The organism is Salinivibrio sp. YCSC6, assembly GCF_004916735.1.
GTDB classification, from domain to species: Bacteria; Pseudomonadota; Gammaproteobacteria; order Enterobacterales; family Vibrionaceae; genus Salinivibrio; species Salinivibrio proteolyticus.
This window is the reverse complement of the sequence record NZ_CP039517.1, coordinates 434,207-458,458: the sequence shown is the minus strand read 5'-3', so window position 1 is coordinate 458,458 and position 24,252 is coordinate 434,207. Positions and strand designations below refer to the sequence as shown.

The following is a 24,252-nucleotide window of genomic DNA, read 5'->3' as shown; positions in this document are numbered from 1 at the left end:
CATTTCAACTTTAAGCCCAAGCGCTCCTTTTCCCTCATCACCTGGTGACAATCTCACCAATATTGACTGGAAAAGCTGAAAATGACGCTAGCTTGATCATAGTTCCATACCATAAACAGCCGATATCCAGCAGATTTTGGCTAGGATAACCACACAAGGTAATACTTGCCTGTGGATAAAGTGTGTGTGAGCCATGATCATCGTTTCAATTGATTGGTGATCATCGCTTCGCGCCATTGATGATCATTGATACGGGCATTACATGATCATCGTTGGTAAAGTATGTTGATCATGCCTCCGACCTTGTGTTGATCATGCTTTCGGGGGTGTCAAAAAATAAAATGCTAATAAACAAACACTTAAATAATATTCGCCGCATGGATCAATAGATCAGATCATCAAATTAGATCAGTTAAATCATAAAGATCAGTTAAAAGCGCCAATAAAAAAGATCTTTCTTTTATGATTTTTTTTTATTAGGATTTACCTGGAAGTATGGTCAATTTACGGTCTTTGCTTATTTGACTATTCTCGCTCTCCAATGAGCAAGCTATCGGGAAAGGAACGAACTGCACATGAGCAGCACCAAACCAGAAAAAATACTGATTAAAGCCCCACGATCGCACAAAGATGGGCATCTTTTTGAAGTGCATGCTCAACTTGTGGACTGGCTTGCTCAATATGAACATTTTAAAGGAGTAACCAAAAGTATTCTTGAGTTACTGAATCTGATTTCAGTTCGTGGCTTTTCCTCCCAAGATGGCTATGTGTCAACCACAGAATTGGTCGATGCCACTGAAGGCCAACTCACCCGTGCCGCGATTCAGCAACGACTGCGAGCAGCTGTCAGCCTAGGGTTATTCGTCCAACAACCGGTGCGGTTCGAGGAAGGCTTAGCAGGCAAAACCATGCTTCATCGCTTCGTTAATCCTAGCCGTTTAATCTCTACCCTTGGTAGTGCGGGGTTAATGACAGAGAAAAGCCGTGATGTGGTCAAACAAAAACGCTCGAAAGCATTGGCACAAAATCAAGTGAATCGCCAACTGCTCAGTGAGCATGGGCTAGGCACGCCTCCTACCATGCCGGATGAGAAAGATCAGATCTTGGTATCGCCGACCAGTTGGGCTGGGATCATTGACCAAGCATTGGCACCGCCGCGAACGAAAAAAAGCTACCAAAAGTCGATGGTAGCGATCAGTGGCACCAAAGCGATCATCGAGACACGCTCAGCGAAGTCTATCATGACGGTGGACGATCTGATGACCTTGTTTGCGCTGTTTACACTGACAGTGCAATACCATGATCATCATCTGCCCAGTTATGAACTGCAGACGCAGACCATCGGCAATAAAACGCCAATCTATATTACGGACATCCTGCAGCTGCGCGGTAAGAAAGACAGTGGCCCAGCGCGAGATGCCATCCGTGAAAGTATCGATCGGATTGAATTCACTGATTTTCAGTTGCACGAGCTGACGGGACGTTGGTTGAGCGAAAACATGCCGGAAGGATTTAAAAGTGACCGTTTCCGCTTCCTGGCCCGCACCATCACAGCGTCAGAAGAAGCCCCAAAAGAAGGGGAGGATGGTGAAGTAAAAATCAAACCGAACCTGTATATTTTGGTGTGGGAACCGTCGTTTTTCGAAGAGTTAATGACAAGAGACTACTTCTTCTTGTTCCCCCCCGAGATCTTGCGTCAGCATACCTTGGTCTTCCAGCTGTATTCGCTCTTCAGAAGCCGTCTGTCGCGTCGTTTAGAAGATTCCTTGTTGTTGAGCGAACTAAACCAGAAAATGGCGAGAAACATCGAATGGCGCCGTTTTTCGAGCGATCTCATTCGAGAGCTTAAAAAACTGGCTGATGGAAAGGTGACGGATGATGTGTTTGCAGTCAATCTGTGGGGGTATCATCTGACCCTCACTCGCGAGGATGATAAAAAGTATCCTGACTATCGGATGGATATTAAGTGCAATGTGGATGAAGTGATCCGCTACTCACGGGCCAAGATGTATAACGAAGGTAAACGATCGCTGGCACCGACCATGCCGAACCCACTGCGCAATGAGATTTTACCCAAACAAGACCTTGATCAGCTTTCCGGGATCATTGATGGAGAGTTTGAACCCATTCAGCGCAAAGAAAAGTCCAGCGGTCGATTAGGGCGGCGTGTGAAGTTACGCAAGCACTTGGTTGAAGTGAACGCGGATGAGCTTACGATCGTGTTGTCGAAATATACCTCGGAAGAAGCCCTACAACGCAGTATTACGGCGTTATCAGCAATGACGGGGCATCCCGCGTCTGTGATCACCGAAGAGTGCCAAGGCTATTTAGAGAAGCTGGATTGGCTGATGGTGGGTGAGAATGTGGTGCCGTACGAGACGCTAAGCCGTACCATCGAGTTTTATAACCAACAGCAGCAAGAGCGCCATCTTTCCATCGAGCGACTGATCTCTGGCTTAGCCGTACGTCGTAAAGTCTGTCAGCGCGTGTATGAAGGCCATTTAGATGGGCAAGTATTAAGTGTACTTGATGAGATCGCCTCAGGGCGTTGACCTTACCGTTTTTCATGTCAATAAGGTTTGGCAGTAAGTTAACCAAGCGCTGACAATTGCTAAAGTAGGGACGATATACTCAATCTCGATAGATACCTTTGTCCTATTTGATGTCCTCGTCGACATCCTTTGGCACTTATCTCGCCAGCGGGCCCTTTGCCCGCTTTTTCTTTGTCTGAACAATCTCTCTCCGTCAAAGTCCAGCAAATTAGGCGTTTAATTGGTGAGTTTACAGTGTAAACTGCCTGCTTTTGCTTGATTGATTTTGCTGTTTGGGAGATCTATGCCTGTTTTCTTGCCCTTTGCGGCAGTGTCCATTTGGGCAATGAATACCATCGTCAACAAGATGGCGGTGGTGGTGATTGCTCCCGGTGCCATGGCTTTCTATCGATGGTTCTTTGCGATTTTAGTGCTTACCCCCTTTTGTTTGCCGCCTTTATGGCGACAGAGGCGTGCGGTGTTTAAATTAGCCCCTCGTCTTGTAGTGTTGGCGTCACTGGGTATGGTGATCAACCAATCGGTCGCCTATTTTGCTGCACAAACGACTACCGCCACCAATATGGCGTTAATTATGTCGTTGGTCCCAATGCTCAGTTTGCTATTTAGCGTGTGGTTTCTGCACCAACCGCTAACACGTATCGCAATCGCTGGCGCGATATTGTCCTTCTCTGGGCTTGGGTATATGCTCACTCAAGGTCAGCCCATGGCGCTGTTTGAAAGCGGTGTCACTGTCGGTGACGGACTCATGTTGATTTGCGCATCTGCTTATGCCTTGTATTGTGTATTACTCAAACGCTGGCCGATGTCGATTTCTAATTGGGTCTCTGTGTATGTACAAGCGTTGTTTGCGGTATTGATGTTATTGCCTGTGCTTTACGCCGCGCCCAGTGCTGATATTGTGCCCGATGCGTATCCCTTGGTGGGCTTTGCGGCCGTCGGCGCGTCGGTATTAGCGCCTGCATTGTGGCTTAAAGCGATCGCGCTCAATGGCGCTAGCCGTACCGCGATGTACATGAACTTATTACCCGTACTCACCGCTGGCATTGCCATGATATGGCTTGATGAAGTATTAACGCACTATCACCTCATCGGTGGTAGTTTAGTGCTTCTCGGCGTTGGATTATCGCAACGAGCTACCCATCCAACACGCGGATAACCGTCTACACTTGATAAATGAGCGTAGTATCAACCTAGGGTGTTGATAGGAGGTGAGCGATGTGGTGGTTAATTGAGTTAGATTGGATGCCGTTATGGGTGACGCCTGCGCAAGGCCGCGTGAAGTCATCGGCCTCATCACCGATTATTTGGTAGTGAACCCAAGGAGAAATCGTTACGAACATGGAAGTGAAGGAAATGGAGACGCCGCGGGTAACGATTCGACCTGCATTTCGTCGTGAAGCTGCCTATTTCTGGCGTCAGATTTACCACTCTCGGGCGTGGAAGCAGTTTGACGCGCCCTATATTCCCCTCGAACCTGTCTCATTTTGGTCCTTTCGGTTTGGCTTGTTCCGACGTTTTATTGTTGGAGACAGTGCCAAAGTCATCTGTGTGGATGAGCGTCCTGTTGGTTATGTGACCTTCTACTGGGAAGACAAACGCACACGTTGGCTTGAAGTGGGGATCACTATTTTTGATCCCGCCGATTGGGGTAAGGGAATCGGCCGCCGCGCGTTGATCTTGTGGGTGGATGAGTTATTTCGCTGCCAAACACTCAACCGAATTGGGTTGACTACTTGGTCAGGGAATCCGGGTATGATGCGCTGCGCGAAGGCGTTAGGCATGAAAGAAGAAGGCCGGTTGCGTTCGGTGCGCTTCTTTCAAGGAGAGTACTATGATGCGTTACGTTTCGGTGTGCTTCGCGAAGAGTGGTATGGGTTACATCACGCCTCTACCCAGCTTGGTATCAACAATGTCTCTATAGACGCCCAACCCGCTCCGCTTGCTGCAGCATCAACCATGCACAAGCATCATACGTTGGTATGATGCTGGCATCACTTGTTTGTCGATGGCGTGACTCTCAAGCGGGCGTGATAACACATAGCCTTGCAAGTAATCGCATTGATGATCACGCAGCCAAGCAAGTTGTTGCCGTGTTTCGACCCCTTCTGCGACGACACGCAAATCAAGCGCATGGGCCATGGCAATAATCCCACGACACAAAGGGGCTGCTTTGCCGGTCGGCTGATCGATATCCATGATAAAGCTGCGGTCCATCTTCACCACACTGAACGGATATTGGCGCAATAACGATAACGACGAGTAGCCCGTACCAAAATCATCCAGATAGAGCTTCACGCCCAACTGATGGAGACGATGGAGGTTTGTCGCGACACACTCGGAGTGTTCCAGCAAGGCGGTTTCTGTCATTTCTAAAGCTAAGCACTGAGGTGCAAATTGATGGCGTGCGAGCAAGTCCGCAATGTCATCCGCAAAGGAGCTTGCTTGACATTGCTTAGCTGAAACATTAACCGTAATTGCTGGGCACTGGCCGGTAGGCAAGCGCTCACTCCAATTATCAAGTTTACGCGCGACTTGCTCCAATACCCATTCGCCCAATTCGATGATGTAGCCGGTTTCCTCTGCGATAGGAATAAACTCAGCGGGCGAGATGGTCCCGAGGGTTGGGTGGTGCCAACGTAGTAGCGCTTCGGCATGGCTAAGCGTTTCATTTTGTCCATCGAAAATAGGTTGATAAGCGAGCGTGAACTGATGTTCGGCGAGGGCCTTTTTAAGATCTTGCTCGACAATAAAGCGATGTTGCACTTTGGCCAGCATCGCGGGTTGAAATATCGCGAGCCGCTCTCGCGTAAGCTTGGCGTGATACATGGCAATATCGGCTTGCTGAATAATATCAAGCAACGAGGCATTGGCGTTATTCACTGTCGCGATGCCGATACTGGCACTGATATTGAGAACATGCTCGTCAACGGAATAAGGCTGACTCAATGCGCGAAGCAACTGTTTGGCTTTGGTTTGTGCCAATGCCAATGCACAATCTTGCTCGAGCAAGACAATAAACTCGTCGCCACCAAAGCGAAAGATACGCTCATCGGGGATGTAACGGGTTAATCGCGACGCGACACGTCTAAGTAAGGTATCGCCGACCACATGCCCGAGGGAGTCGTTAACGGCCTTAAAACGATCGAGATCGATAAACAACAACGTAAAGCTTGTCGCGCGTTGGGCTTTCAACATCGCCAGCATACGTTCCAGCGTGCTATCGAGCGCCGCACGATTGGACAGCCCAGTTAAACTATCGTGCCGAGCTTGATGATACAGTTGGCGTGTTTGATTGGTTACCAGTGCCTGTGCCAGCGTGAGTCGGTTCGCATAGGACCAGAAACTCGCCAAAATAGATAGCCCCAACGCAAGCACTAAAATGCCGACTAAAATGGCATAGCGACTTGCAGCACTTCGAGATTGAATATCAAAGAACTGAACCACCAGCCCCTCTTCGCTACCGGGAATGGTAATAAGATCGGTATCTGTGCGTTGATTTTGCCAAGGATGCAGATGCGCGAGTGAATGGGTGGAAAAAAGCTGCTGATGCCCAAATGCTTCCTTGGCTGTCATTGCCAGTGCTGGAGCTGGGGTGTCGCCTTGCCAAAGTGCTGGGAAAAAGGTGTCGAAATACAACGTCGTCGCAAGATAGCCCCGCAACTGACCATCAGGTTTGGTAATCGCGGAAAACCAGCGCACACCGTGCCCTTGCTGATCACTGATGAGCATAGCTTCTGGTTGGCGTTTGAAATAGGCTCGCTCCATGGTCACTGTGTTGTCACATTGCGCATCGGCACGCCAACCTAGATAGCCATTTTCTTTTGCTTTAGGCGATACATATAGTGCGGGGAAGGTGTCGTTATGCATTACCCATTGGCACGCTTTTCGGCTTAATGGCGGATAAGGCTGAACCGGATGACGCTGAGCAAAAACATCACTAAGCTCAGCGCGGTTCACGCGAGGCAACCACATCACACTATCAATTCCGGTATTGTCATGGGTATGGGTATCAATGAAGCGGTGAAACGCTGCTTGGGAGGGACCGGCTTCTTGCTGTAAAAAGAGTTGCGCAGAAAGTTGTAGCTGATAAATATGTGAAAAGGCTTTGCTGAGCACATGACGCTGTTTTTCAACTTGTACTGAGAACAAACCGTGTTGACGCTGTATGTCTAGCGTGTAAACCAGCCAACTGGATAAACCCGCCAGCGCAATAACTACGCCGAATCGCCAAATAGGCTGTGATCGCAAAAAGCGCATAATCAAGAAGACAATGTGTGACAACCAATGAGGCGATAAGGGTAAGGTGCCTCGATGACAGTTTTGATGGGATTTTGTGTCATTTCCGTGAACGCTTGTTTGAACACTGGGTGCTGACGGTACTCGGCGTCGTCAAAAATATGACGTATTTTTTATACAGTCAGCAGGTCGGTATCACTGGACGCAACAACGCAAAAATGTGATGTAAATCACTCGTTGGTTAGTGGCTTGATTAGGAAACGAACTTTTGAAAAGGGTGGTTGATTATTCATTCTTCTTGCTCAGATTCGATACATTATGCCTGATCTTTCGATAGGGGATCACGACCTTCTCTGCTAACTTTTAGTGAGTCGATGGATGACACACTCTCGACAACACCTCTGTTCCTGCCGAGTAATAACACATTGATTGTGGGGGAGTTCCATGAAAAAGTTGGAGAATGTCTCTGCGGTATGTTTCGATCTAGATGGGACCTTAGCGGACCCATTTGACGACCTTGTTGACGCGATATCGGGCATGTTGAAAGGGCTCGAACTACCACCTGAAGATCCGAATACGATCAAAGACTGGATCGGTGATGGCGCAGATTTGTTGATCCACCGGGTGTTAACACGCCAGATCAATGGCCGCGTGTCAGATGCGGTCTTGAATCAGGCGCGCACACTTTTCCTGTCCTCCTATCTGGGCAAAAAACCGCCAAAAACACGACTCTATCCGGGCGTCCTTGAGTGCTTGAAAGGACTGGCACGTCGACAGCTGCCCATGATCTGTACCACGCACATGCAAACCGTTCACGCCAATAGTTTGTTAAAAGCACTCGGCGTGAGTCACTTTTTCACGCGGATTGTAGGCGCTGATGCGATTGCTGCCTTGCAATCTGGCCCCGATGCCATCTATGAAGCCGCGGCGATTTTACGCGTTGCGCCCACGGAGCTATTGGTTGTTGGGGATGCCGTGAATGATGTTCAGGCCGCACGGTCGGTCGGATCCCCTGTTGTTTGCGTGACTTACGGCTATAATTACGGAACAGAGATAGAGAAAGCGCGTCCCGATCTGACCCTTGATACACTCGCGACGCTGCCCAATATCATAGAGAAGCCGATGCATTCACGCGAACAGGGACCAGCAACCACTGTTCCATCGCATCCGGTCATCGCGTCGCCTTTGCCGTCTCACACCTTGCGCCGGGGAGGTGATGCGCCATTCCGATAAACGGTCAGGAGGGAAGCGTGAAAAACGAACTAGATCCTGCATATCTACTTCGCGCCTACGAGATAGTGACTCAGTTTGGAGAAAAAACCGAACAAGGACATCGCCTAGATGGCATTGAAGCCTTCTCAGATTATGACGGCTACACCATTTATTTAGCCGGAAATGGCGTACAGTTACGGGTGGGGTTTCACAATACATATCACCTGGATTATGAGCACGAAAACCTTAAAACGCAGTTCTTGAATAAGGTCGATGCCTTGGTGAAAAACTATCGACAGTCGTGACCAAACATTCGATAAACGCCCCGTTCTGGGGCGTTTTTTTTGGCCGATGATCAGGATTTGTTATGGATAATCAAACCATTAAGAAAAGCCGTACCGACAAACAGTGCGTAGTGACAGGCACGGATGCTCACTATCAAGCACTCGTGGCGAGTGCAGCCGCTGCCATTTTGGTGATTGATGAATCAGGTGTGATTATCGATGCCAATCCCTACACCCGTACATTGCTGGGCTATGACCATCGGCAACTGGTGGGCAAAAATGTGGAATGCTTGATGCCGCCAGAGCATGAAGGTAAGCATCAGCATTATCTGATGCAATACCTTACCGGTGGCGAAGCAAAAGTGATTGGAACTGGGCGGCGAGTTAAGGCCCGTCATGTCGATGGGCACCTTGTCCCTGTACACCTCGCGGTCAGTGAAGTACAGATAGACAGTCGGCGTGAGTTTATCGGCATCATGTCCGATCTTAGCGCGCTCACGCAGGCGCAAGCGAGCGTAAAACATGAGCGCAACCAGCTAAAAACCATCATCAATGCGATTGCCAATCCAGTGTTTGTCCGCGAGCTAGGTGGGCGATATACCATGGCCAATCATGCGTGTGTGCAGGCCGTTGGGGTCGATAATGTGGAGGCGTTAGCTGATGCCTTTGCCCAGTTATTGCCCAAAGGAGGACGAGAGACACTCAACGCGCTGGATCATCAACTGACCATGAATGGCGAGCCGGTGCATACCGATGTCACTCTGAACGATGGCCGCACCTTTAAACTGGCGAAAACCCTCATCCATCACCTCGAAGGTGAGCCATATGCCATTGTTACCGTCGCGTACGATGCCACCCCACTTCTTAATGCCATGAAAGACGCGGAGCGAGCGAACCAAGCGAAAAGTGACTTTCTTTCTGCAATGAGTCATGAATTACGCACACCGCTTAACTGTGTGCTTGGCTATGCACAATTATTAATGAATGCGACCTCGCCGGCGTTAGAGGCCACTCAGCAACAATACGTGGCACAAATACACCAAAGTGGCCGTCATTTACTCGCCCTGATTAATGATGTGCTGGATCTTGCCAAAATCGAGGCGGGAAAAATTTCCCTCAACCCGAGCTGGGCACCTTTGCGTCCGATGATTTGCGAGGCTATCGATTCGCTGTTGCCTCTTGCCCATCGCCAGACGGTGAGTTTGCGCCATACTCTACCGGACACACTCAACGGCGATATTTACGTCGATGCGACCCGTTTTAAGCAAGTGCTGATCAACCTCATTAGCAATGCAATTAAATATAACCATGCAGGTGGACGTGTCGCGGTATCGACCCGTCAGCAAGCCGAAACGATAACGATCGCGGTGACGGACACAGGCATTGGCATTGAACAGGATAAGCTGAGCGCGTTATTTGAGCCTTTTAATCGCTTAGCGGCCGAGCAAACCCATATTGAAGGGGCAGGCGTAGGGCTTGCGGTCACACAGCAATTGATCGCGCAAATGCAAGGTGAGATCACCGTGAGCAGCGAAGTCGGAAAAGGGAGTTGTTTTGCCGTCACCTTTCCCTATCGTGGCCAGTCGTTGACCGAGATAGCGTCTTCATCCACACCATTCACCCTTACCCAGCCGCATCGAGTGCTTTTTATTGAACCAGACGTTGCACAGCAACGCTTAATGGCCGATTGGTTCGAAGATTGGCCGTTACTGACCTTGACCTGTGTCCATGATTTATCGTTAGCAGCCGCGATGGCGCATACCACACCGCCCTCGCTATTCATGGTCAGTCATGCGGTGCTTGATGACACGGCAGATCAGGTTCAGTCGCGACTCGGTGAACGGCCCATGATCGTGGTTAACGTGCCGGACACCGAGTCTATGCAATCGCACAGCGATAGCATTGTGACGTTGGCGTCACCGGTATCGGGTGCGGCGTTGGGCCGAGCGATGCAAACACTTTTGGAGGACAGGGCATGACACGAGAAAAATCCCAAGCGCAGATCCTGATCATTGATGATCGACCGGAAAATGTCGACTTGTTGACTGCCATGTTGCTGCAATCTGGCTATCAACACATCACAGGCCTTAACGATCCACGCCTTGTGACCGATTACCTCTCACCGATCCCCGATTTAGTGTTGCTTGATATGCGTATGCCTCAACGCTCGGGGCTAGATGTTCTCGATTTGCTGAACAATACGCTCGGCGAGCACTGTCCCCCCGTGATGGTGCTTACTGCCGATAGTGACAACAATCTGCGCAATCAAGCCTTATGCCGTGGGGCCATTGATTATCTCACCAAGCCGTTTGATCACCATGAAGTGCTCCAGCGCATCCATAATATTCTCCATTTTCAATTCAAAACCCTGAAAGAGCGAGATCAAGCGGCGCGTTTGCAGATGTTAGTGAATAAGCAAACCGCGGCATTACGTACCCTGTCTTTAACCGATCCCTTAACCAATTTACCCAATCGACGTGCGCTGGTGGATGCGGCTGAACGTCAACTCGCAAAGGGGATGGTGACCGTGTTTATGATCGCGTTGGATGGGATGGAGGCGGTCACACAGCATCAAGGCCACTTAATGACAGAAGCGCTGTATAAGCACCTAGCGGGGCTCTTAGCCAGTAGCTCGGTCGCAAGAGGGCGGCGTATTGGTGTGTGGGACAACACACGTTTGGTGATGTTAGTGGAAGGAGATATCACCGCCATTGACGCACTTGCTAAGCGGATTTGTCGATTATTGAGTGGTCATCACACCCTTGATGGCCGTTTGATGTCGATGCACTGCCATGTGGGAATAGCCCAAGCGGAAGGTGAGCATCATGATGTGGAGCAACTCTTTCGCCAAGCGATTCTAGCTATCCCGACCGATGACACTGAAGTGGGTCATTATCGCCAAGAGTTGGATGCGCAATCGCAACGTGAGCATATGATCCGCAATGGACTTAGCCCGGCCCTTGAACAAGGGGGGTTGTCTTTGGTCTTTCAGCCCAAATGGGATCTCAATACCGGCACCATGGTAGGCGCTGAGGCGTTATTGCGTTGGCGTCATCCGCAACTGGGAGCGATCAGCCCGGCCGAGTTTATTCCCATTGCCGAGCGAAGTGCTGATATGATCCAACTCGGCGATGCCGTTTTTTCTATGGCGTTGCGCGCGCTGGTCCGTTGGCGAGAGCAATACACCTTGCCTGAGGCGTTTCACTTAGCCATCAATGTCTCTTCCCAGCAACTTCGCCACGGTTTTGCCGACAGCATTCTTGCCCGCTGCCAAGCGCTGGAAGTACCCACCCAAATCATTCAGCTTGAGGTTACTGAATCGGCGTTAATTCGACATATGTCGGTGGCGCTTAAAGAGTTACAACAGCTCCGTGATGCGGGGATGCACATTGCGCTTGATGATTTTGGCACAGGCTACAGTTCATTGAGCTATTTGAAACAGCTTCCTGTGGATTGGGTGAAGCTTGATCGTAGCTTTATTCAAGATCTTGCATCCAACGCCGGTGACAAACATCTTGTTGGTAGCGTGATCGACCTAGCGCATGGGTTTGGCCACGGTGTGGTGGCTGAAGGCGTGGAAGAAGTTGGTCAGCAACAGATTTTGCAGCGTATTGGCTGCGATCAAGCGCAAGGCTTCTTATATGCCAAACCGCTGGGAACAGAACAGTTTGAACAGCTTCTACAAACTGGATGTGAGTGCCCAGCGACGGCTATCAGTGCGCCCGTGTCTGGATAGCCGTGGCCATCATCGGATTAGAGATGAGTCATACGTTAGAGGTGGCTGATAATGGTATCGAGGCGCTGATTAAACTCGTTGTCGGCCACCAAGCCTGACGTGGGGTCAAAATGCTGGTGAAAACTCGGTAGCGATAAGGTCCCTTTAACCTCAGCAGCAAAATAGGGAGCAGAGTGCTGGGCGCTGGTAAGAACACTCTGTGCACCACTCGGGCCGGGTGAGGTGGCAAGCATGATCACCGGCTTGTGTTGAAAGACTTTACCATCAATACGCGAGGCCCAATCAAATAGGTTTTTATAAGCTGCCGTGTAACTGCCGTTATGCTCAGCAAAGGCAACGACAATCAAATCGGCCTCACCGATGGCGTGGAAAAATGCCTGCGCCTGCGCTGGGATACCCTGCTCGTTTTCACGATCTTCGCTATAAATGGGCATTTCAAAATCATTCAGATCGAGAAGCGAAATGTCAGCGTTGGGGATCTGCTTGGCGACGTAATGGGCCAGTTGTTTATTGATTGAATGGCGACTGTTCGTTGCGCCAAAGGCCAGTACTTTCATTGGTTATCCTCTTAAGTTAAGTCTTGTAGTTGTCACTGAGCAATCATCAGGTAAGTGCTACTTTAAAACCTCAATATTAGTTGAGGTCAATACTGGGTGAAAATCAATGAGAAATGCGTGACGGCACGGTATGCGTAAGGCTTGCGCTTTATCCGTAGGATGCATATCCTGAACACAGTTAGTCGGGGAGCAAGTAATTGCTGAGACTGCGAAAGCAGGACCCGTAGAACCTGATCCAGTTAGCACTGGCGGAGGGAACTGACACGATCAGCGCACAAAGTGACGCATACTGCCTCATTTTGTCTCCTTCCGCCCCTGATGATTAAGGGGCCAATATGAACCTATCTCCACCTGTTATTCTTACCATTGCCGGCTCAGACAGCGGTGGTGGTGCGGGCATTCAAGCCGACATTAAAGCGATTTCAGCGACCGGCGGCTATGCTTGCTCGGTGATCACCGCGCTGACCGCGCAAAATACTTGCGGTGTCGAGGCCGTCTCGGCGGTTGACCCCGATTTTGTGCGCGCCCAATTAGATGCGGTGTTATACGACATGCCGGTGCGTGCGGTGAAAATCGGCATGCTGGCCAATCAAGCGATTATTCGTGAAGTCGCTGCCGTGCTGGCACGGTCGCCACATTTGCCGGTGATTTTAGATCCCGTAATGGTCGCGACCAGCGGCGATCCTTTGCTCGACGAGCAGGCCATGACGGCGTTGATTGAAGAGCTTATCCCACGCGCAACCGTGCTCACTCCCAACTTGCCGGAGGCCGCCCGTTTAACTGGCCAGCCTGTTCCTACCTCTATCGAGCAAATGCATGAGCTGGTGCCGGCACTTCGCCATCTAGGCTGTCCTTACGTGATGCTCAAAGGGGGCCATCTACGCCAGACGCCCGAGAGTGTCGATATGTGGATTAGCCGAGACACCTGTCAAACTTTGCGCGCACGCCGCGTTGAAACCACCAACACTCATGGCACCGGTTGTTCACTGTCTGCTGCGATCGCCTCGTTTTATGCTCAAGGGATGACGCCTATCGAGGCCGGGCGAGCGGCTAAGCAGTATTTGACGGAGGCCTTAGCGCATAGTCAGCAGCTAACGGTCGGAAGAGGGGCTGGGCCGGTGCATCATTTTTACGCTTACCCTGATAATTTGTGTCTGTCGCCAGCAGAGCATGGTGTCGCGGAGTTGCCCTGAGACGAGCGCGCGCTGTGAGGGATGAGATCAGAAAGCACTATGACTGAAGGATAAGAGGGAAACGATCCGCTGCAACCTAAGTGGGGCAGCGGTATCGAAAAGAAAACACAAAGATGCGTTGGACGCGCCCGTTAGGCGGCAGACCAATGTGGTAAACGCTCGGCGGCGATATAAAAGACGCGATCGCCCGGTGCCACTTCGGTGTGTAGGCGAGGGTTCAGAGTGATCCCATCGCCTTTGTCGAGACCAATTAAGGTTGCATCGTGCTCATGCTTTAATTGATTAAACAAGGTGCCGACATCCGTTGCACTTGCATCGGTGGGGTAGCGGGCACAGTATTGGGTCATCCCTTGAGCCGTGCTCAATAGCTCGTGATGTAATTGACTTGAACCGGGATCAACGGCCGCTTTTGCCAGCATTTCCACCGACACAGACGGCACACATTCAGCGTGCGGATAGTGCTGCTTCAATATTTGGCTGAGTGCATCATCTTGAAAATACGCGAGTAAATGAGCGGAAGGGTTTTTGTGGGCGCAGAACAGAGCCGCAGAAAGCGTAATATCGTCTTCTGGGTTATCGATAATAATGCTAGAGGCGCTGTCGATGCCGGCGCGCGCTATGCCCTCTGCATCGGTAAAGCTGGTCACGCGCACAAACTCTACCTCGCCAGGCAGCGGATTTTCCATTTCAGGACGCACACAAAGCACGATCGGGCGCTCGCCATGAATACCGCTTTGCAACAAACGGATTAACTGAATGGTACGCTGGCCGTTCCACCCCAAAACTAAAATATGATTTTTCACAGTAAGACTCCGTTTTCCTTGTAATCCACGTCGCCAATAATCCACTAGGGCACTGGTCACATGCCCAATCACCACCGCAAACAGACCGAGCCCACCGGGAATGATCCAAAAGGCGGTAATCCACTGTCCTGCCTCGGTCGCGGGCGAGTAATCGCCATAGCCCACGGTAGAGGCGGTGACCACTAAATAATAGATGTAGCGACTGAGTGACTGAGTCATCTCAGTTTCACCCGCCGATTGTAAAAGCAGCCAGCCAATAACGCCGTAGGCGAGTACGACCAATCCGAGAATACGCCCGTTTAAATGGGCGAAGTGGCTGATAATCCAACGTTTAAAAAGCAACCAAAAGGTCATAGTGTCTCGCTCATTCGCTATAGAAACGCCAGTATGAAGGGATTTTTTATGGGTTTACAGTGTAAATCAATTCATTGGCGTTGAGAGGATCACAGTTTAATCGATTACAAGCGCATACATATGCATAAGGCGTACAATGCAGGTATTACCGACTAGGAGGACTTCGCGTGTTTACATCTCGTCGTCAACTCGAACAAGAGCAACAAAAACGTACTGAATTGCAACTGAAACTGGAGCAAGTCAATGCCCAGATAGACGCGCTACACAGCGAAAAAGCGGTGTTAGAATCGGAGCTGGCCGTGGTACAGAAAAAACGGCAAACCGGTAAAGCGATCGACGCTAACCTGTGCCATTTTGGTGATTCAATTACCGCGACCCAATCTTCGCTGGCGACCTTAGCAGAAACCATTAATGGTGAAAAAGAGCGTGTGACGGAGGTGAGCCATCAGGCGGCGTCATGTGCCGAACAAGTCAATGATCTCGCTCGCCATGTGCAGTCATTATCCGCGCAATGTCAGCAATCGTCGGAAGCAATTCGTGCTCTCGATCAGCACGCACAGGAAGTGAGTGGCATTGTGAATTTGATTCGCGATGTGGCTGACCAAACCAATCTGTTGGCTCTGAATGCGGCGATTGAAGCAGCCCGAGCCGGCGAGCAAGGGCGGGGCTTCGCGGTGGTGGCTGATGAAGTCCGTAACCTCGCCGAACGCACTTCCACCGCCACGCAAGATATCACTCAGCTGGTGGAGAAGATTCGCGCCGGGAGTGGGCATGCGTGTACGCTAACCGATCAGCTTGCCAGTGAAGCGATCAAATATAGCGAGCAAGGCCAACAGGTGGCTGATGCGATGGCGACGCAAAGTGAGCAAGCGCAGCACAGCCGAACCACCATTAAAGCCTCGGCATTGCGTGCCTTTTGTGAACTGGCGAAACTCGACCATATCAGTTTTAAGTTTGCGATTTATCGTGTGGTGCTCGGTGAAGATAGCATGAGTGCCAACGACGTGACTGATCATACCCAGTGCCGCTTAGGGCAGTGGTACGACCGCGGCGAAGGACGACAGTACTTCGCCCAGTTACAAAACTTTAAAGCCATCGCCGCCCCTCATGAGCAAGTACACACCCACGCGAAAGCGGCGGTGGCCGCGTTTCATGCACAGCAACCCGAGCAGATGGTCGCGGCGCTAACAGGGATGGAAAATGCCAGTATGACGGTGATTGATAAGCTTGAACATCTGGCGATTGAAGGCAGCGAAGAAGTTGCGTAACGCGATGAGTGTGAAATAGCGACACAGATGGTAATCTCATCCTAAATCAAGGATAAAAAGCCGAAGGAGGCTGAAGTTACCATGACGTTGATTGCATTACTCGATGGTGGCCTAGGGCAAGAAATTTATCAGCGAGCGCCACAAGTGAGCTCACGGCTTTGGTCGGTGGCGGTAATGTTAGAGCATCCGGATATTGTTAAAGACGTCCACAAAGACTTTATCCGAGCAGGCGCCAAAACGCATACTCTCAATACCTATCCGGCCACCCCGACACGCTTGGCGAAGGCGAGGTTGCTCGATAGCATTGACACCATCTATCGGCAGGCCTTTTTTGCATTGCAACAAGCCATCGACGAAACCGGCGAGGACGTTGATATTGCCGGTTGCTTACCCCCTCTAGTCGGCAGCTATCTCGGTCAGCCCCAGCGTAGCTTTGAAGACATGAAAGCGGAGTTTGCCCATATTGCGCGCCTGCAGCCAGACGTGGATGTCTTTCTTATCGAAACCATGAGCAACACACTCGAAGCACGCGCAGCCTGTGCCGCCGCTCGCGAGCAAGGTAAGCCTTATGGGGTTGCATTTCGTCTCGAGGCTGATGGCAACTTACGCTCTGGCGAGTCGCTTAACGAGGCAATGCGTGCCGTGGCTGACTACGCCCCCACAGCGGTGATGCTCAATTGCTGTGATCCAGCCGTATTGACCACTGCAATGCCACACATGGCACGGAACTATCACACCGTGGGTGGCTATGCCAATGCCTTTAAATCTGTGGATGATATGGCCAAAGGCAGCAAAGCCGATGCGCTAGAAGCCCGTGAAGATCTCTCACCGCTAGTGCACACCGAGCGAGTACAACAATGGGTTGCCGACGGTGCCCTCGTTGTCGGCGGCTGCTGTGAAATCACCCCCGCCCACATCCAACACCTCGCGCAAACCCTTGAACAGTCTCACGAGATCATCAAGTTTTCGCAGCTGGGTTAGGGGACAGTTTAACTCGTTCCCACGCGGAAGCGTGGGAGTGCATACGGTGCTTGAACCATAGGTGACGCTAATGCCAAACCTCTGAGATAACGTCTTATGCGATAGGTTGGGGATATCTGCATTGGTAGAAAAAGTAAGACAATAAGTAGCCAGCGACATAAATGCGACTCCCTCAGGAGTCGCATTTATGTTCTGCAAATAAACGATTTTAGGATGATCTGTAATACTTATACAGCGTCTAAATTCATTTTTCGCGTAAAAGAGTCAATAGTGAATAAAACCTGTTTGAAAGATCTAGGTTAAGTATTAGGGATTGCCATTTTTGTCCCAAATATAGCCACTATTACCGCTCCCGGCACCATCGCTTTTTCTTCCTAACGCGAGGATATGTTGGTCGTTACCGTCATTAGTATAAACCCAAGCAATACCAGTGTTATTGGTAATGTGAGCATGTTTGGCATGTTGATCTAAGTTTCGAGGGCCAGGAGTATCATAATTCGGAGCCCGGTCTTTAACTTCGGTCAATTTATTTAATATGTTGATGTCAGCTTCACAAGCCTCTTTCAACTTTTGAGTTGCGTATGTCATCGTCATAGTATTCTCCTTTCATGACAGTGTTATAAAGACCATTCCATTATCAATGTTTTGGGTGATGGCCATAGCTATCATCTCTGAATGCTTGTGCCGCATTAACAGGGAAACTCTTTCCTGACATTAGCCACTTGACGAACACTCAATCCAAAACGGCGTGCAACTTTAGCGCGAGAGTCGCCGTTTAAAAGTGCTTTCACAATTTCCTTGTTACGTTCTTGGATATCGATTTGGCGTGAAGTCGGCAGCGCGAGATAAGTACCGCCATACATCTGGCTCAAAATTTCGACGCTCTCGCGGGGAAGTATTTCTATCAGTTTGCTGCGATCAGGAAATTTGGGAATGTAAACGTCCTGCCCACCCAATTTAGAAACCAATAAATAGGTGTCTGAAAATCCGATCATATCGATCAGCTCTCGTGTTTTTTCTGATAGAAGAGACATATTAATACTGTTATGATTTATAGTCGTTTTTGAGACATACTGCATACTTATTTCCCTGTCAAGTAAAGCATGCATTGAGGTTACTTAGATAACCATAAAAACGGCATAGAGAACTTTTGCTCTGTGGAGTGAAAGCACTTGAGGTAACAGAACATGATTAGAATTTGGGATGTGTTGCTTATGGAAGGTTTTTCATTTTTAGGAAGGTAATACGTTCAGCGCTGAAGGCGGAGGAGGTTTCCCGAATTGAGTGGTAGCAATGGCGCTTTTAGTCTTTGCTATTTTTAGCCAGAATTCGACACATTTGCGATAGACTGTAGTCGGTTGAGCTCGGGACGTTCCAGCTGGGTAGCGCTGATGTTCTCGGTATAAAAGGCGGCGATGCGTTGGCCATGGTCGTTGGCAAATTGGGTCAGGCTGTCTTTAGCGCGCGCGGCATTTTGCTCGTCGGTGGAGGCGCGTAGATAAGCGCGGATAAACATGAAGGCCCCTTGTGTGTAAACGTCTCATTTGGATGGTCGCACAAAGGAGTGTCGCATTTAAGTGGTCACATAGCAAGAATGGGCGACTCCCTCGGGAGTCGCGTTTAGGTATAGCCTAATCTGGATACTCATAGTGCAGGAAAAAATAAAGGGCCTGAAAGAGAGGACGATTCCATCCTTTTTAAACCTTTATCTGCAAAGTTATGGAGTTGTTGTAGATATGGAGCTCCTTTCTCTCCTATAAAACGACTCCCTGAGTCAATAAGATCCACAGACTTAGGGAGGAACGGTTGTATTATAGAATAGCCTAAGCCAGCAGCCGGTGAAAAGAGCCCTAAACCTGTGCTAATACCTATATTGGCAGAAGCGTATGCTAAGGATTCATACATGTCGGTACTATTTTTTTTATGCCAATATTGAAATAAAAAAGAAGTAAACGTTAGAGGATATATCTTTGTTCTATTTATATATTTTTGGTACACATCCAGTGTTCTAGTTGGCGGCAGTTTGTTCTTTAATACACTATTGAGATAACCATATGATGACCCCAAAAAACTAGCTCCTTGCGCTATTTTTTCATCGTTAATACTTTTATTACACATAATCACCCCCAAAACGCACTGCACTTTATTGAAGTGCAGTGCTTAATCATTAGATTTCCGGATAGAAAACTGTAAATGGTTTCTCACCGGTTCCTTCTGTAACAATCACAAGGTGAACAGCTTGCATTTGTGCAAAGTGACTTAATACCAGCTCTACTCGCTCGATATTTACGCCAATTTCAGACTTGTATTTCATTTTCATCTCCTTTGGGTTAATGGAGATAAGAGATTAATATTTTTTCTTTCAACTTATAATAATGAAAATTTTCCTCTTACCTCATTCCTTCATACAGCGTCTTCACATTCGCCACTTGCCGAACGCTTAACCCAAACTGGTGGGCGACTTTGGCGCGTGAGTCGCCGTTTAACAGGGCTTTGACGATGGCTTTGTTGCGTTCTTGGATATCTATTTGGCGTGAGGTGGGAAGGGCAAGATAGGTTCCGCCGTATATCTGGCTGAGTATTTCAACGCTTTCATGAGGCAGTATTTTTATTAGTTTGCTGCGATCGGGATATTTGGGAATGTAGACGTCCTGTCCTCCCAATGTCGAGACCAACAAGTAAGTGTCTGGAAAACCTATCAAGTCGATCAGTTCTCGAGTTTTTTCAGACAGAAGCGAAATATTGATATTGTCATGATTTAGTGTTGTTTTTGAGACATACGGCATACTGATTTCCATGTCAAGTAAGGTATGCATTGAGCTTACGCAGGTCGGGTTTTAAAACGGCATAGAGAACTTTTGCTCTGTGGCTTTGCGCACCAAATCCAGCAGGATGAAGGCTCTTAATCAAAGGAGCGTTTATTGTGGGGATCATCTCCCCCCTTCAGGATGAAGAGGTTCATACCCTGGCACAGCACATCATGGCGCGGATCCGTTTTCAGCATCAGATCGTTTTTGGTGCGCAGGCGATGGAATGTCCGCCGGTGCAGCACAAGTATCATTTTCAAATTGATGAGTTAGCCGCTTGGCTTAATCAGCCGACGGCAAAGGTGCGTGCGGGCATTGCTGAATTGTGTGCGCGGCTCAGTCATGTGCAGGTGCATCACTATGTCGATAACTCCCCCCATTTTGATTTTGCGGTGCTGTTCAGTCGGGTTGGGTATAGCGAGCAGGGGGTGTCGGTGGCGTTAAATACGGAGTTGGCCGATAACGTATGGTGGATGACCGCGCCTACTGCATAGTGCAGCAGGCGCAGCATGCTTAGAGTGGATGGCCGTTATCAGGGGAAGAGAAGAGCAGTTCGAACCACACCCAAAGGGTGCCTAAGCCCGGGATCATGGCGAGCAAGGTGCGCGCTGGATAACCGAGTTCACGCAGCCGCTTGATGCTCAGTGCAACGGTGGCCCAAGTGACAAACAGTTGGATAAAAAAGCCCAGTACTGAAAACACCACTTCGGGTGGTGTCCAAATGCCATCCATCAATTGAATGCTGTCGTGTTGGACGGCAATTCCCATCAAAGACTGAATAACAAACCATGGCAGCACAAAGCAGAGCCAAAATTGGCGCTGGCTGACGGTGCCGCTAAGACTAAAGTAAAAACTCAGTGCTTGTTTCATTGAAATGTCCTTCTACAAAAAAGAGTGTTTAGGGTGCCGAGTGGGCGGGCGTAGAGGCATCGGGAAATAACTCCCCGTCGCCGGTTAAGTCGGCGTAATGCTTGCGCTGGCGAAAGATGCGCTGCACATAGTGCTTAGGCTCGCTGCCTCGGCAGTAGCCGTAGCGAATGTCTGGGCGTTGGTAGACAGCTTGGTGCTCGAGCTCGGTGATGTAATCTTCCACGCCGCGTTGAGTCGATGAGCTAAACCAGTTATCCGGATCGGCGCCGTCAGCACGGGCCAAGGCGCGTGCGTCTAAGACATGCCCTAGTCCTGCGTTGTAAGAGGCCAGCGAGAACGCGAGTGCGTCTTGCGCGGGGAGGTGGTGCCAGCGTTTATACATGCGGTGGTTGTAGCGGGCGCCGCCACGAATGTTCATCGCTGGATCAAACGGTTGGGTAACACCCATTTCTTTGGCGGTCGGCGGCATCAGTTGCATCAGCCCCATGGCGCCTGCCGGTGAGACGGCATCGGCGCGAAACCGCGATTCTACATAGCTTTGTGCTGCTAACCACTGCCAATCAAACGGGGCATTTTCATAGCGCTGAAAAATCGGGTCCCAAGGACTAAGGGTGCTGGATGAGGATAAAAATGTACGGGTTTGGGTGGTGTCGGGCGCAGTTTGCTGTTGGTGATAGGTATCGTGAATGCGTTGTGCCGCATCACTTTGTAGCCACCAATTTAAGGCATCGAGCAATGAGCCGTCGCCGTATTTACTCACCACAAAGCCAACGTTCCGCGGCGCCCCAAAGACCAAACTGACATCTAAATTATTGTCACGTACGTTGGCGTTGCGGGCAATGTGTTCATCGGCCACGGTAAAGTCGATCTCTTTTTCAGCCACATCGGCAACCAGTGCCAAGGTAGCGGTGTGCTCATCGACATAGTGCAGCCCAATGGTGTTGGCATCGGCGGTTGGGCCAATGTTCACCCCTGCCCGTTTGGCGGCACGCATTAGCTCGCCGACATACGCACTGCTTTTACGCAGCGACACCGTATGGCCTACCAAGTCAGCAATACGGCCGATGGGGTTGTCGCTGCGCTGCACTAATACTTCACGGGTCTCAAACAAGGGGGCTGAGAAGTGTACCTGCCGCTCGCGCTGCGTAGTTTGGGTGAGATCGGCGGCACCAATATCGGCGTGCCCCTGATTCAAACGGTCGATAATTGCCGCGACCGTTGGCTGTTTATTTATCGTCAGTGCGATGCCTAGATGTTCGGCAAAGCCGCTTAGCAGCGCGCATTCTCGCCCCGCCACCTTATCTTGCACGTAATAGCAGCCCACGCCATCTAAGCGCGTGGCGATCACTAATTCGCCACGGCTTTGAATCAGCGCAAGGTCGCTAGGTGGATCGTTTGGTTTACAGGCCAGCAGCACAAAACAGGTCAGCGCTACCAGCAGTGAAGTACGAGTAAAAGTTAGATAGTGCATGGTCTCTCCGGCGTAATGAATAAGCCGTGAGCGTAGCGGTGAGCGCTTTTTTGTCCGAAGCGTGAAAGTTTTCACTATTACAGCGTGATATGGGCGCAGTTAGAGTAAGCAGACCCAATCAAGGGTAACTAAGCAAAGGAGACTATCTATGTCTGAATCAGGAGATCAAGCGCCAGAAAGCGGTGCACAAAACACGCAAGCATCGGCAACCGGTATTGAGCCAGTGCCTTATCGTGACCGTGTTGATCCTAAGGTCGGCGATCAGACCACCAGTTCGTCTGCACAAAGTGTGAATTTGGATGGTCTGCGCGACTTGTCGGCGCTTTCAAAACTGCAAGTGCGTGAATTTACCCACACTGGGGCCACGCAAATGCAGGCGACCGCCAATGCCATGACACAAATGGCTGCAGCTGGCGCGAAAGCGGTGAACTACGTGATGGCGGGAAAGAAATAACCCGCTCAAAGGAAGCACTGCCTTATGTTGTTTGGGTGTGTCGCTTCATAAAGTAACCCTCTGCCATGTGGCAGATATTAACTGAAAAAGGAAAGCATTATGCCTGAAGAAAATGGTATTACCCCATCACCTTATCGTGACCGCGTTGATCCAAAAGTGGCGGATCAAACCACAAGCACCTCGGCGCAAAGCCTGAACCTGGATGGCTTGCGTGACTTGTCAGCGCTTTCAAAACTGCAAGTGCGTGAGTTTACCCACACTGGTGCCACGCAAATGCAAGCGACCTCCAACGCCATGACACAAATGGCTGCGGCAGGCGCGAAAGCGGTGAACTACATCATGGACGGCGGCAATTAAGCCACGCTGATCTGTGTACGTGTCGAGGCAGCCGATGTGCTGCCTCGATGCCTTATCCATGACTGAAAAGGAGACCGCCGTGGCCGACAAACCCGATGTGATCAGCCTGCGTGAGCAAACCGAACATAAAGGTCGCTTGGTCGATGTGATGTCGAGTGCGTATTTGCAGCGCTCTATCAACAACTCAGTTGAAACCACCTTGCAAGACCAAGTGAATGCCCGCAATCAACGCATGCTGCTGATGACTAAGCAGCTCAATAAAATTGCTGATTCGTAAGTCACTATGAACGAGGAGGAAGACGTGGCGAGCGATGGTAAGCGTCTGTCGTCTTCCATATTGGTGCAAAACACCGTTGACCACTTACGGGATACGGCACTACAAACCACGACTGTCGCGGGCAAGGCGTTTCAAAAATGGTTGGGCAACCCGTTCAATCTCATGTTCTTGCTGATCATCGTGGTCGCCCATGTACAGCTTTTTATCGCTATTATTCAAGGGCTGCTAATGGTGCTGCTCTCTAAACTCATACGCTAGGAGGAATCATGCCCACACCGACACTCGATTTTGGTCTACCGGATGACTTTGACCAATACCTCGACAAACTGATTGAGTCCAATGGTACCGATGCGGCCATGGGCGAAGAGCTTCGCGATGCGATTATAAAAAGCTGCCGCGAAGTGAATGATAACCTAGCTGAGTCGTTCTCAGATTTATCGAAAACCGGCTTTGAGCCAGAGGACGAGGCTAATAGCGAGGACGATGGCGATGAGTAAAACCAACATTTCTGATGAAATTGTGCGCAACGCCGTTGAGCTGCAAGGCCTGCAAATGCTGCAAGGTGCCTCCGACTCACTGCGAGATGACCGGCTTAGCAACATCATGCTGAAAAACCAAGTGATGATGAAATGGCTGCAAGAGCCAGACAATAAAGACTACCCGCAACTTCTGGCGCAAATTGGGGCGAAAAGTTTTAAAGAGGAAGTGAAGCAGGCGTATACCTACGCGCTCGATCTGGTCCGGCAAAAAGACTGCCTGTCAGAGACGGATGCTGACACTGCAGAGAAGAGTGGGGATGAGTCTGGCTCGTCATAAAAAGCATAACTGGCATAAGTTACG

General features: G+C 50.0%; 27 protein-coding genes, 2 pseudogenes and 1 riboswitch. Of the genes and pseudogenes, 18 read left to right on the top strand and 11 right to left on the bottom strand.

The annotated features are described in order from the left end of the window. Positions 1–575: 575 nt before the first annotated feature. The 3 genes from E8E00_RS15950 to E8E00_RS15940 all read left to right on the top strand — a co-directional run bounded on the left by E8E00_RS15950 (position 576) and on the right by E8E00_RS15940 (position 4,535). Entirely contained in the window at positions 576–2,552 is a 1,977-nt protein-coding gene (locus E8E00_RS15950; RefSeq protein WP_069586763.1) for a replication initiator protein RctB domain-containing protein, read from the top strand. A gap of 283 nt (positions 2,553–2,835) precedes the next feature. Next, the gene (locus tag E8E00_RS15945; RefSeq protein WP_096631950.1) at positions 2,836–3,708 is read left to right on the top strand and encodes a DMT family transporter; all 873 of its coding nucleotides are present in this window, start codon (positions 2,836–2,838) and stop codon (positions 3,706–3,708) included. A gap of 182 nt (positions 3,709–3,890) precedes the next feature. Next, entirely contained in the window at positions 3,891–4,535 is a 645-nt protein-coding gene (locus tag E8E00_RS15940; protein ID WP_240531968.1) for a GNAT family N-acetyltransferase, read from the top strand. Here the strand turns inward: E8E00_RS15940 and E8E00_RS15935 are convergent. Beyond that, positions 4,503–6,809 carry a bifunctional diguanylate cyclase/phosphodiesterase gene (locus E8E00_RS15935; RefSeq protein ID WP_096631952.1) on the bottom strand — a complete coding sequence of 769 codons (2,307 nt, stop codon included), beginning with the start codon at positions 6,807–6,809 and terminating at the stop codon, positions 4,503–4,505. The two genes, E8E00_RS15940 and E8E00_RS15935, sit on opposite strands and share 33 nt — an antisense overlap. A gap of 423 nt (positions 6,810–7,232) precedes the next feature. On the opposite strand from E8E00_RS15935, the gene E8E00_RS15930 reads away from it, so the two are divergent. The 4 genes from E8E00_RS15930 (at position 7,233) to E8E00_RS15915 (ending at position 12,020) form a co-directional block, all read left to right on the top strand. Continuing rightward, positions 7,233–8,021: an HAD family hydrolase gene (locus E8E00_RS15930; RefSeq protein WP_096631955.1), complete on the top strand. Its 789-nt coding sequence runs from the start codon at positions 7,233–7,235 to the stop codon at positions 8,019–8,021. A 17-nt stretch (positions 8,022–8,038) separates the two neighbouring features. Further along, positions 8,039–8,305, top strand: coding sequence for a DUF3081 domain-containing protein (locus tag E8E00_RS15925; RefSeq protein ID WP_069586758.1), 267 nt, complete (start codon positions 8,039–8,041; stop codon positions 8,303–8,305). 62 nt (positions 8,306–8,367) lie between these two features. Next, on the top strand, positions 8,368–10,263 hold the full coding sequence (locus tag E8E00_RS15920; protein ID WP_096631957.1) for a PAS domain-containing sensor histidine kinase: 1,896 nt from the start codon (positions 8,368–8,370) through the stop codon (positions 10,261–10,263). Further along, on the top strand, positions 10,260–12,020 hold the full coding sequence (locus tag E8E00_RS15915; RefSeq protein ID WP_096631960.1) for a bifunctional diguanylate cyclase/phosphodiesterase: 1,761 nt from the start codon (positions 10,260–10,262) through the stop codon (positions 12,018–12,020). The genes E8E00_RS15920 and E8E00_RS15915 overlap by 4 nt, the downstream gene beginning before the upstream one ends. Before the next feature lie 35 nt (positions 12,021–12,055). Here the strand turns inward: E8E00_RS15915 and E8E00_RS15910 are convergent, their stop codons facing one another. Beyond that, a complete protein-coding gene (locus tag E8E00_RS15910; protein WP_096631962.1) occupies positions 12,056–12,577 on the bottom strand; it encodes an NADPH-dependent FMN reductase in 522 nt (173 codons plus the stop codon). Positions 12,578–12,750: 173 nt separating this feature from the next. After that, positions 12,751–12,851, top strand: a riboswitch (TPP riboswitch). A gap of 61 nt (positions 12,852–12,912) precedes the next feature. Here E8E00_RS15910 and thiD point away from each other — a divergent pair. Next, entirely contained in the window at positions 12,913–13,770 is an 858-nt protein-coding gene (gene thiD, locus E8E00_RS15905; RefSeq protein WP_096631965.1) for a bifunctional hydroxymethylpyrimidine kinase/phosphomethylpyrimidine kinase, read from the top strand. Between the two features lie 131 nt (positions 13,771–13,901). Here the strand turns inward: thiD and E8E00_RS15900 are convergent, their stop codons facing one another. After that, entirely contained in the window at positions 13,902–14,927 is a 1,026-nt protein-coding gene (locus E8E00_RS15900; protein ID WP_096631968.1) for a potassium channel family protein, read from the bottom strand. A gap of 167 nt (positions 14,928–15,094) precedes the next feature. Between E8E00_RS15900 and E8E00_RS17520 the strand changes: the two are divergent. The 3 genes and pseudogenes from E8E00_RS17520 to E8E00_RS15890 all read left to right on the top strand — a co-directional run. Continuing rightward, positions 15,095–15,757 (top strand): annotated as a pseudogene (locus E8E00_RS17520) (methyl-accepting chemotaxis protein); the annotation flags it as partial. A gap of 18 nt (positions 15,758–15,775) precedes the next feature. Beyond that, positions 15,776–16,195, top strand: coding sequence for a CZB domain-containing protein (locus E8E00_RS17515; protein ID WP_371414258.1), 420 nt, complete (start codon positions 15,776–15,778; stop codon positions 16,193–16,195). An 81-nt stretch (positions 16,196–16,276) separates the two neighbouring features. Further along, the gene (locus tag E8E00_RS15890) at positions 16,277–17,176 is read left to right on the top strand and encodes a homocysteine S-methyltransferase family protein (RefSeq protein ID WP_096631973.1); all 900 of its coding nucleotides are present in this window, start codon (positions 16,277–16,279) and stop codon (positions 17,174–17,176) included. A 306-nt stretch (positions 17,177–17,482) separates the two neighbouring features. On the opposite strand, the gene E8E00_RS15885 is transcribed toward E8E00_RS15890, so the two are convergent. The 6 genes and pseudogenes from E8E00_RS15885 to E8E00_RS15865 form a co-directional block, all read right to left on the bottom strand. Next, positions 17,483–17,770 (bottom strand): hypothetical protein, encoded by a 288-nt coding sequence (locus E8E00_RS15885; protein WP_096631976.1) that lies wholly within the window; start codon positions 17,768–17,770, stop codon positions 17,483–17,485. Between the two features lie 95 nt (positions 17,771–17,865). After that, positions 17,866–18,255, bottom strand: coding sequence for a Mor transcription activator family protein (locus E8E00_RS15880; RefSeq protein ID WP_167315342.1), 390 nt, complete (start codon positions 18,253–18,255; stop codon positions 17,866–17,868). Between the two features lie 272 nt (positions 18,256–18,527). Beyond that, positions 18,528–18,692 (bottom strand): annotated as a pseudogene (locus E8E00_RS15875) (recombinase family protein); the annotation flags it as partial. A gap of 128 nt (positions 18,693–18,820) precedes the next feature. Beyond that, on the bottom strand, positions 18,821–19,294 hold the full coding sequence (locus tag E8E00_RS15870; RefSeq protein WP_136588411.1) for a hypothetical protein: 474 nt from the start codon (positions 19,292–19,294) through the stop codon (positions 18,821–18,823). 49 nt (positions 19,295–19,343) lie between these two features. Further along, the gene (locus tag E8E00_RS17190; RefSeq protein WP_168174083.1) at positions 19,344–19,490 is read right to left on the bottom strand and encodes a hypothetical protein; all 147 of its coding nucleotides are present in this window, start codon (positions 19,488–19,490) and stop codon (positions 19,344–19,346) included. 76 nt (positions 19,491–19,566) lie between these two features. After that, on the bottom strand, positions 19,567–19,962 hold the full coding sequence (locus E8E00_RS15865; protein ID WP_096631984.1) for a helix-turn-helix domain-containing protein: 396 nt from the start codon (positions 19,960–19,962) through the stop codon (positions 19,567–19,569). A gap of 137 nt (positions 19,963–20,099) precedes the next feature. Between E8E00_RS15865 and E8E00_RS15860 the strand changes: the two genes are divergently transcribed. Then, positions 20,100–20,477 carry a hypothetical protein gene (locus E8E00_RS15860; protein WP_096631987.1) on the top strand — a complete coding sequence of 126 codons (378 nt, stop codon included), beginning with the start codon at positions 20,100–20,102 and terminating at the stop codon, positions 20,475–20,477. Positions 20,478–20,496: 19 nt separating this feature from the next. On the opposite strand, the gene E8E00_RS15855 is transcribed toward E8E00_RS15860, so the two are convergent. Continuing rightward, a complete protein-coding gene (locus E8E00_RS15855) occupies positions 20,497–20,853 on the bottom strand; it encodes a DUF805 domain-containing protein (protein ID WP_096631990.1) in 357 nt (118 codons plus the stop codon). Between the two features lie 28 nt (positions 20,854–20,881). Next, positions 20,882–22,324, bottom strand: coding sequence for a transglycosylase SLT domain-containing protein (locus E8E00_RS15850; protein WP_096631992.1), 1,443 nt, complete (start codon positions 22,322–22,324; stop codon positions 20,882–20,884). Positions 22,325–22,472: 148 nt separating this feature from the next. On the opposite strand from E8E00_RS15850, the gene E8E00_RS15845 reads away from it, so the two are divergent. The 6 genes from E8E00_RS15845 (at position 22,473) to E8E00_RS15820 (ending at position 24,228) form a co-directional block, all read left to right on the top strand. Then, positions 22,473–22,778, top strand: coding sequence for a hypothetical protein (locus E8E00_RS15845; RefSeq protein WP_096631995.1), 306 nt, complete (start codon positions 22,473–22,475; stop codon positions 22,776–22,778). 99 nt (positions 22,779–22,877) lie between these two features. Continuing rightward, entirely contained in the window at positions 22,878–23,135 is a 258-nt protein-coding gene (locus E8E00_RS15840; RefSeq protein ID WP_077640915.1) for a hypothetical protein, read from the top strand. A gap of 79 nt (positions 23,136–23,214) precedes the next feature. After that, a complete protein-coding gene (locus tag E8E00_RS15835; protein ID WP_077640914.1) occupies positions 23,215–23,412 on the top strand; it encodes a hypothetical protein in 198 nt (65 codons plus the stop codon). A 6-nt stretch (positions 23,413–23,418) separates the two neighbouring features. Further along, on the top strand, positions 23,419–23,670 hold the full coding sequence (locus tag E8E00_RS15830) for a hypothetical protein (protein WP_096631998.1): 252 nt from the start codon (positions 23,419–23,421) through the stop codon (positions 23,668–23,670). Between the two features lie 8 nt (positions 23,671–23,678). After that, positions 23,679–23,909: a hypothetical protein gene (locus E8E00_RS15825; protein WP_077640912.1), complete on the top strand. Its 231-nt coding sequence runs from the start codon at positions 23,679–23,681 to the stop codon at positions 23,907–23,909. Next, the gene (locus E8E00_RS15820; protein ID WP_077640911.1) at positions 23,902–24,228 is read left to right on the top strand and encodes a hypothetical protein; all 327 of its coding nucleotides are present in this window, start codon (positions 23,902–23,904) and stop codon (positions 24,226–24,228) included. Before E8E00_RS15825 ends, E8E00_RS15820 begins: the two co-directional genes overlap by 8 nt. Positions 24,229–24,252: the final 24 nt, after the last annotated feature.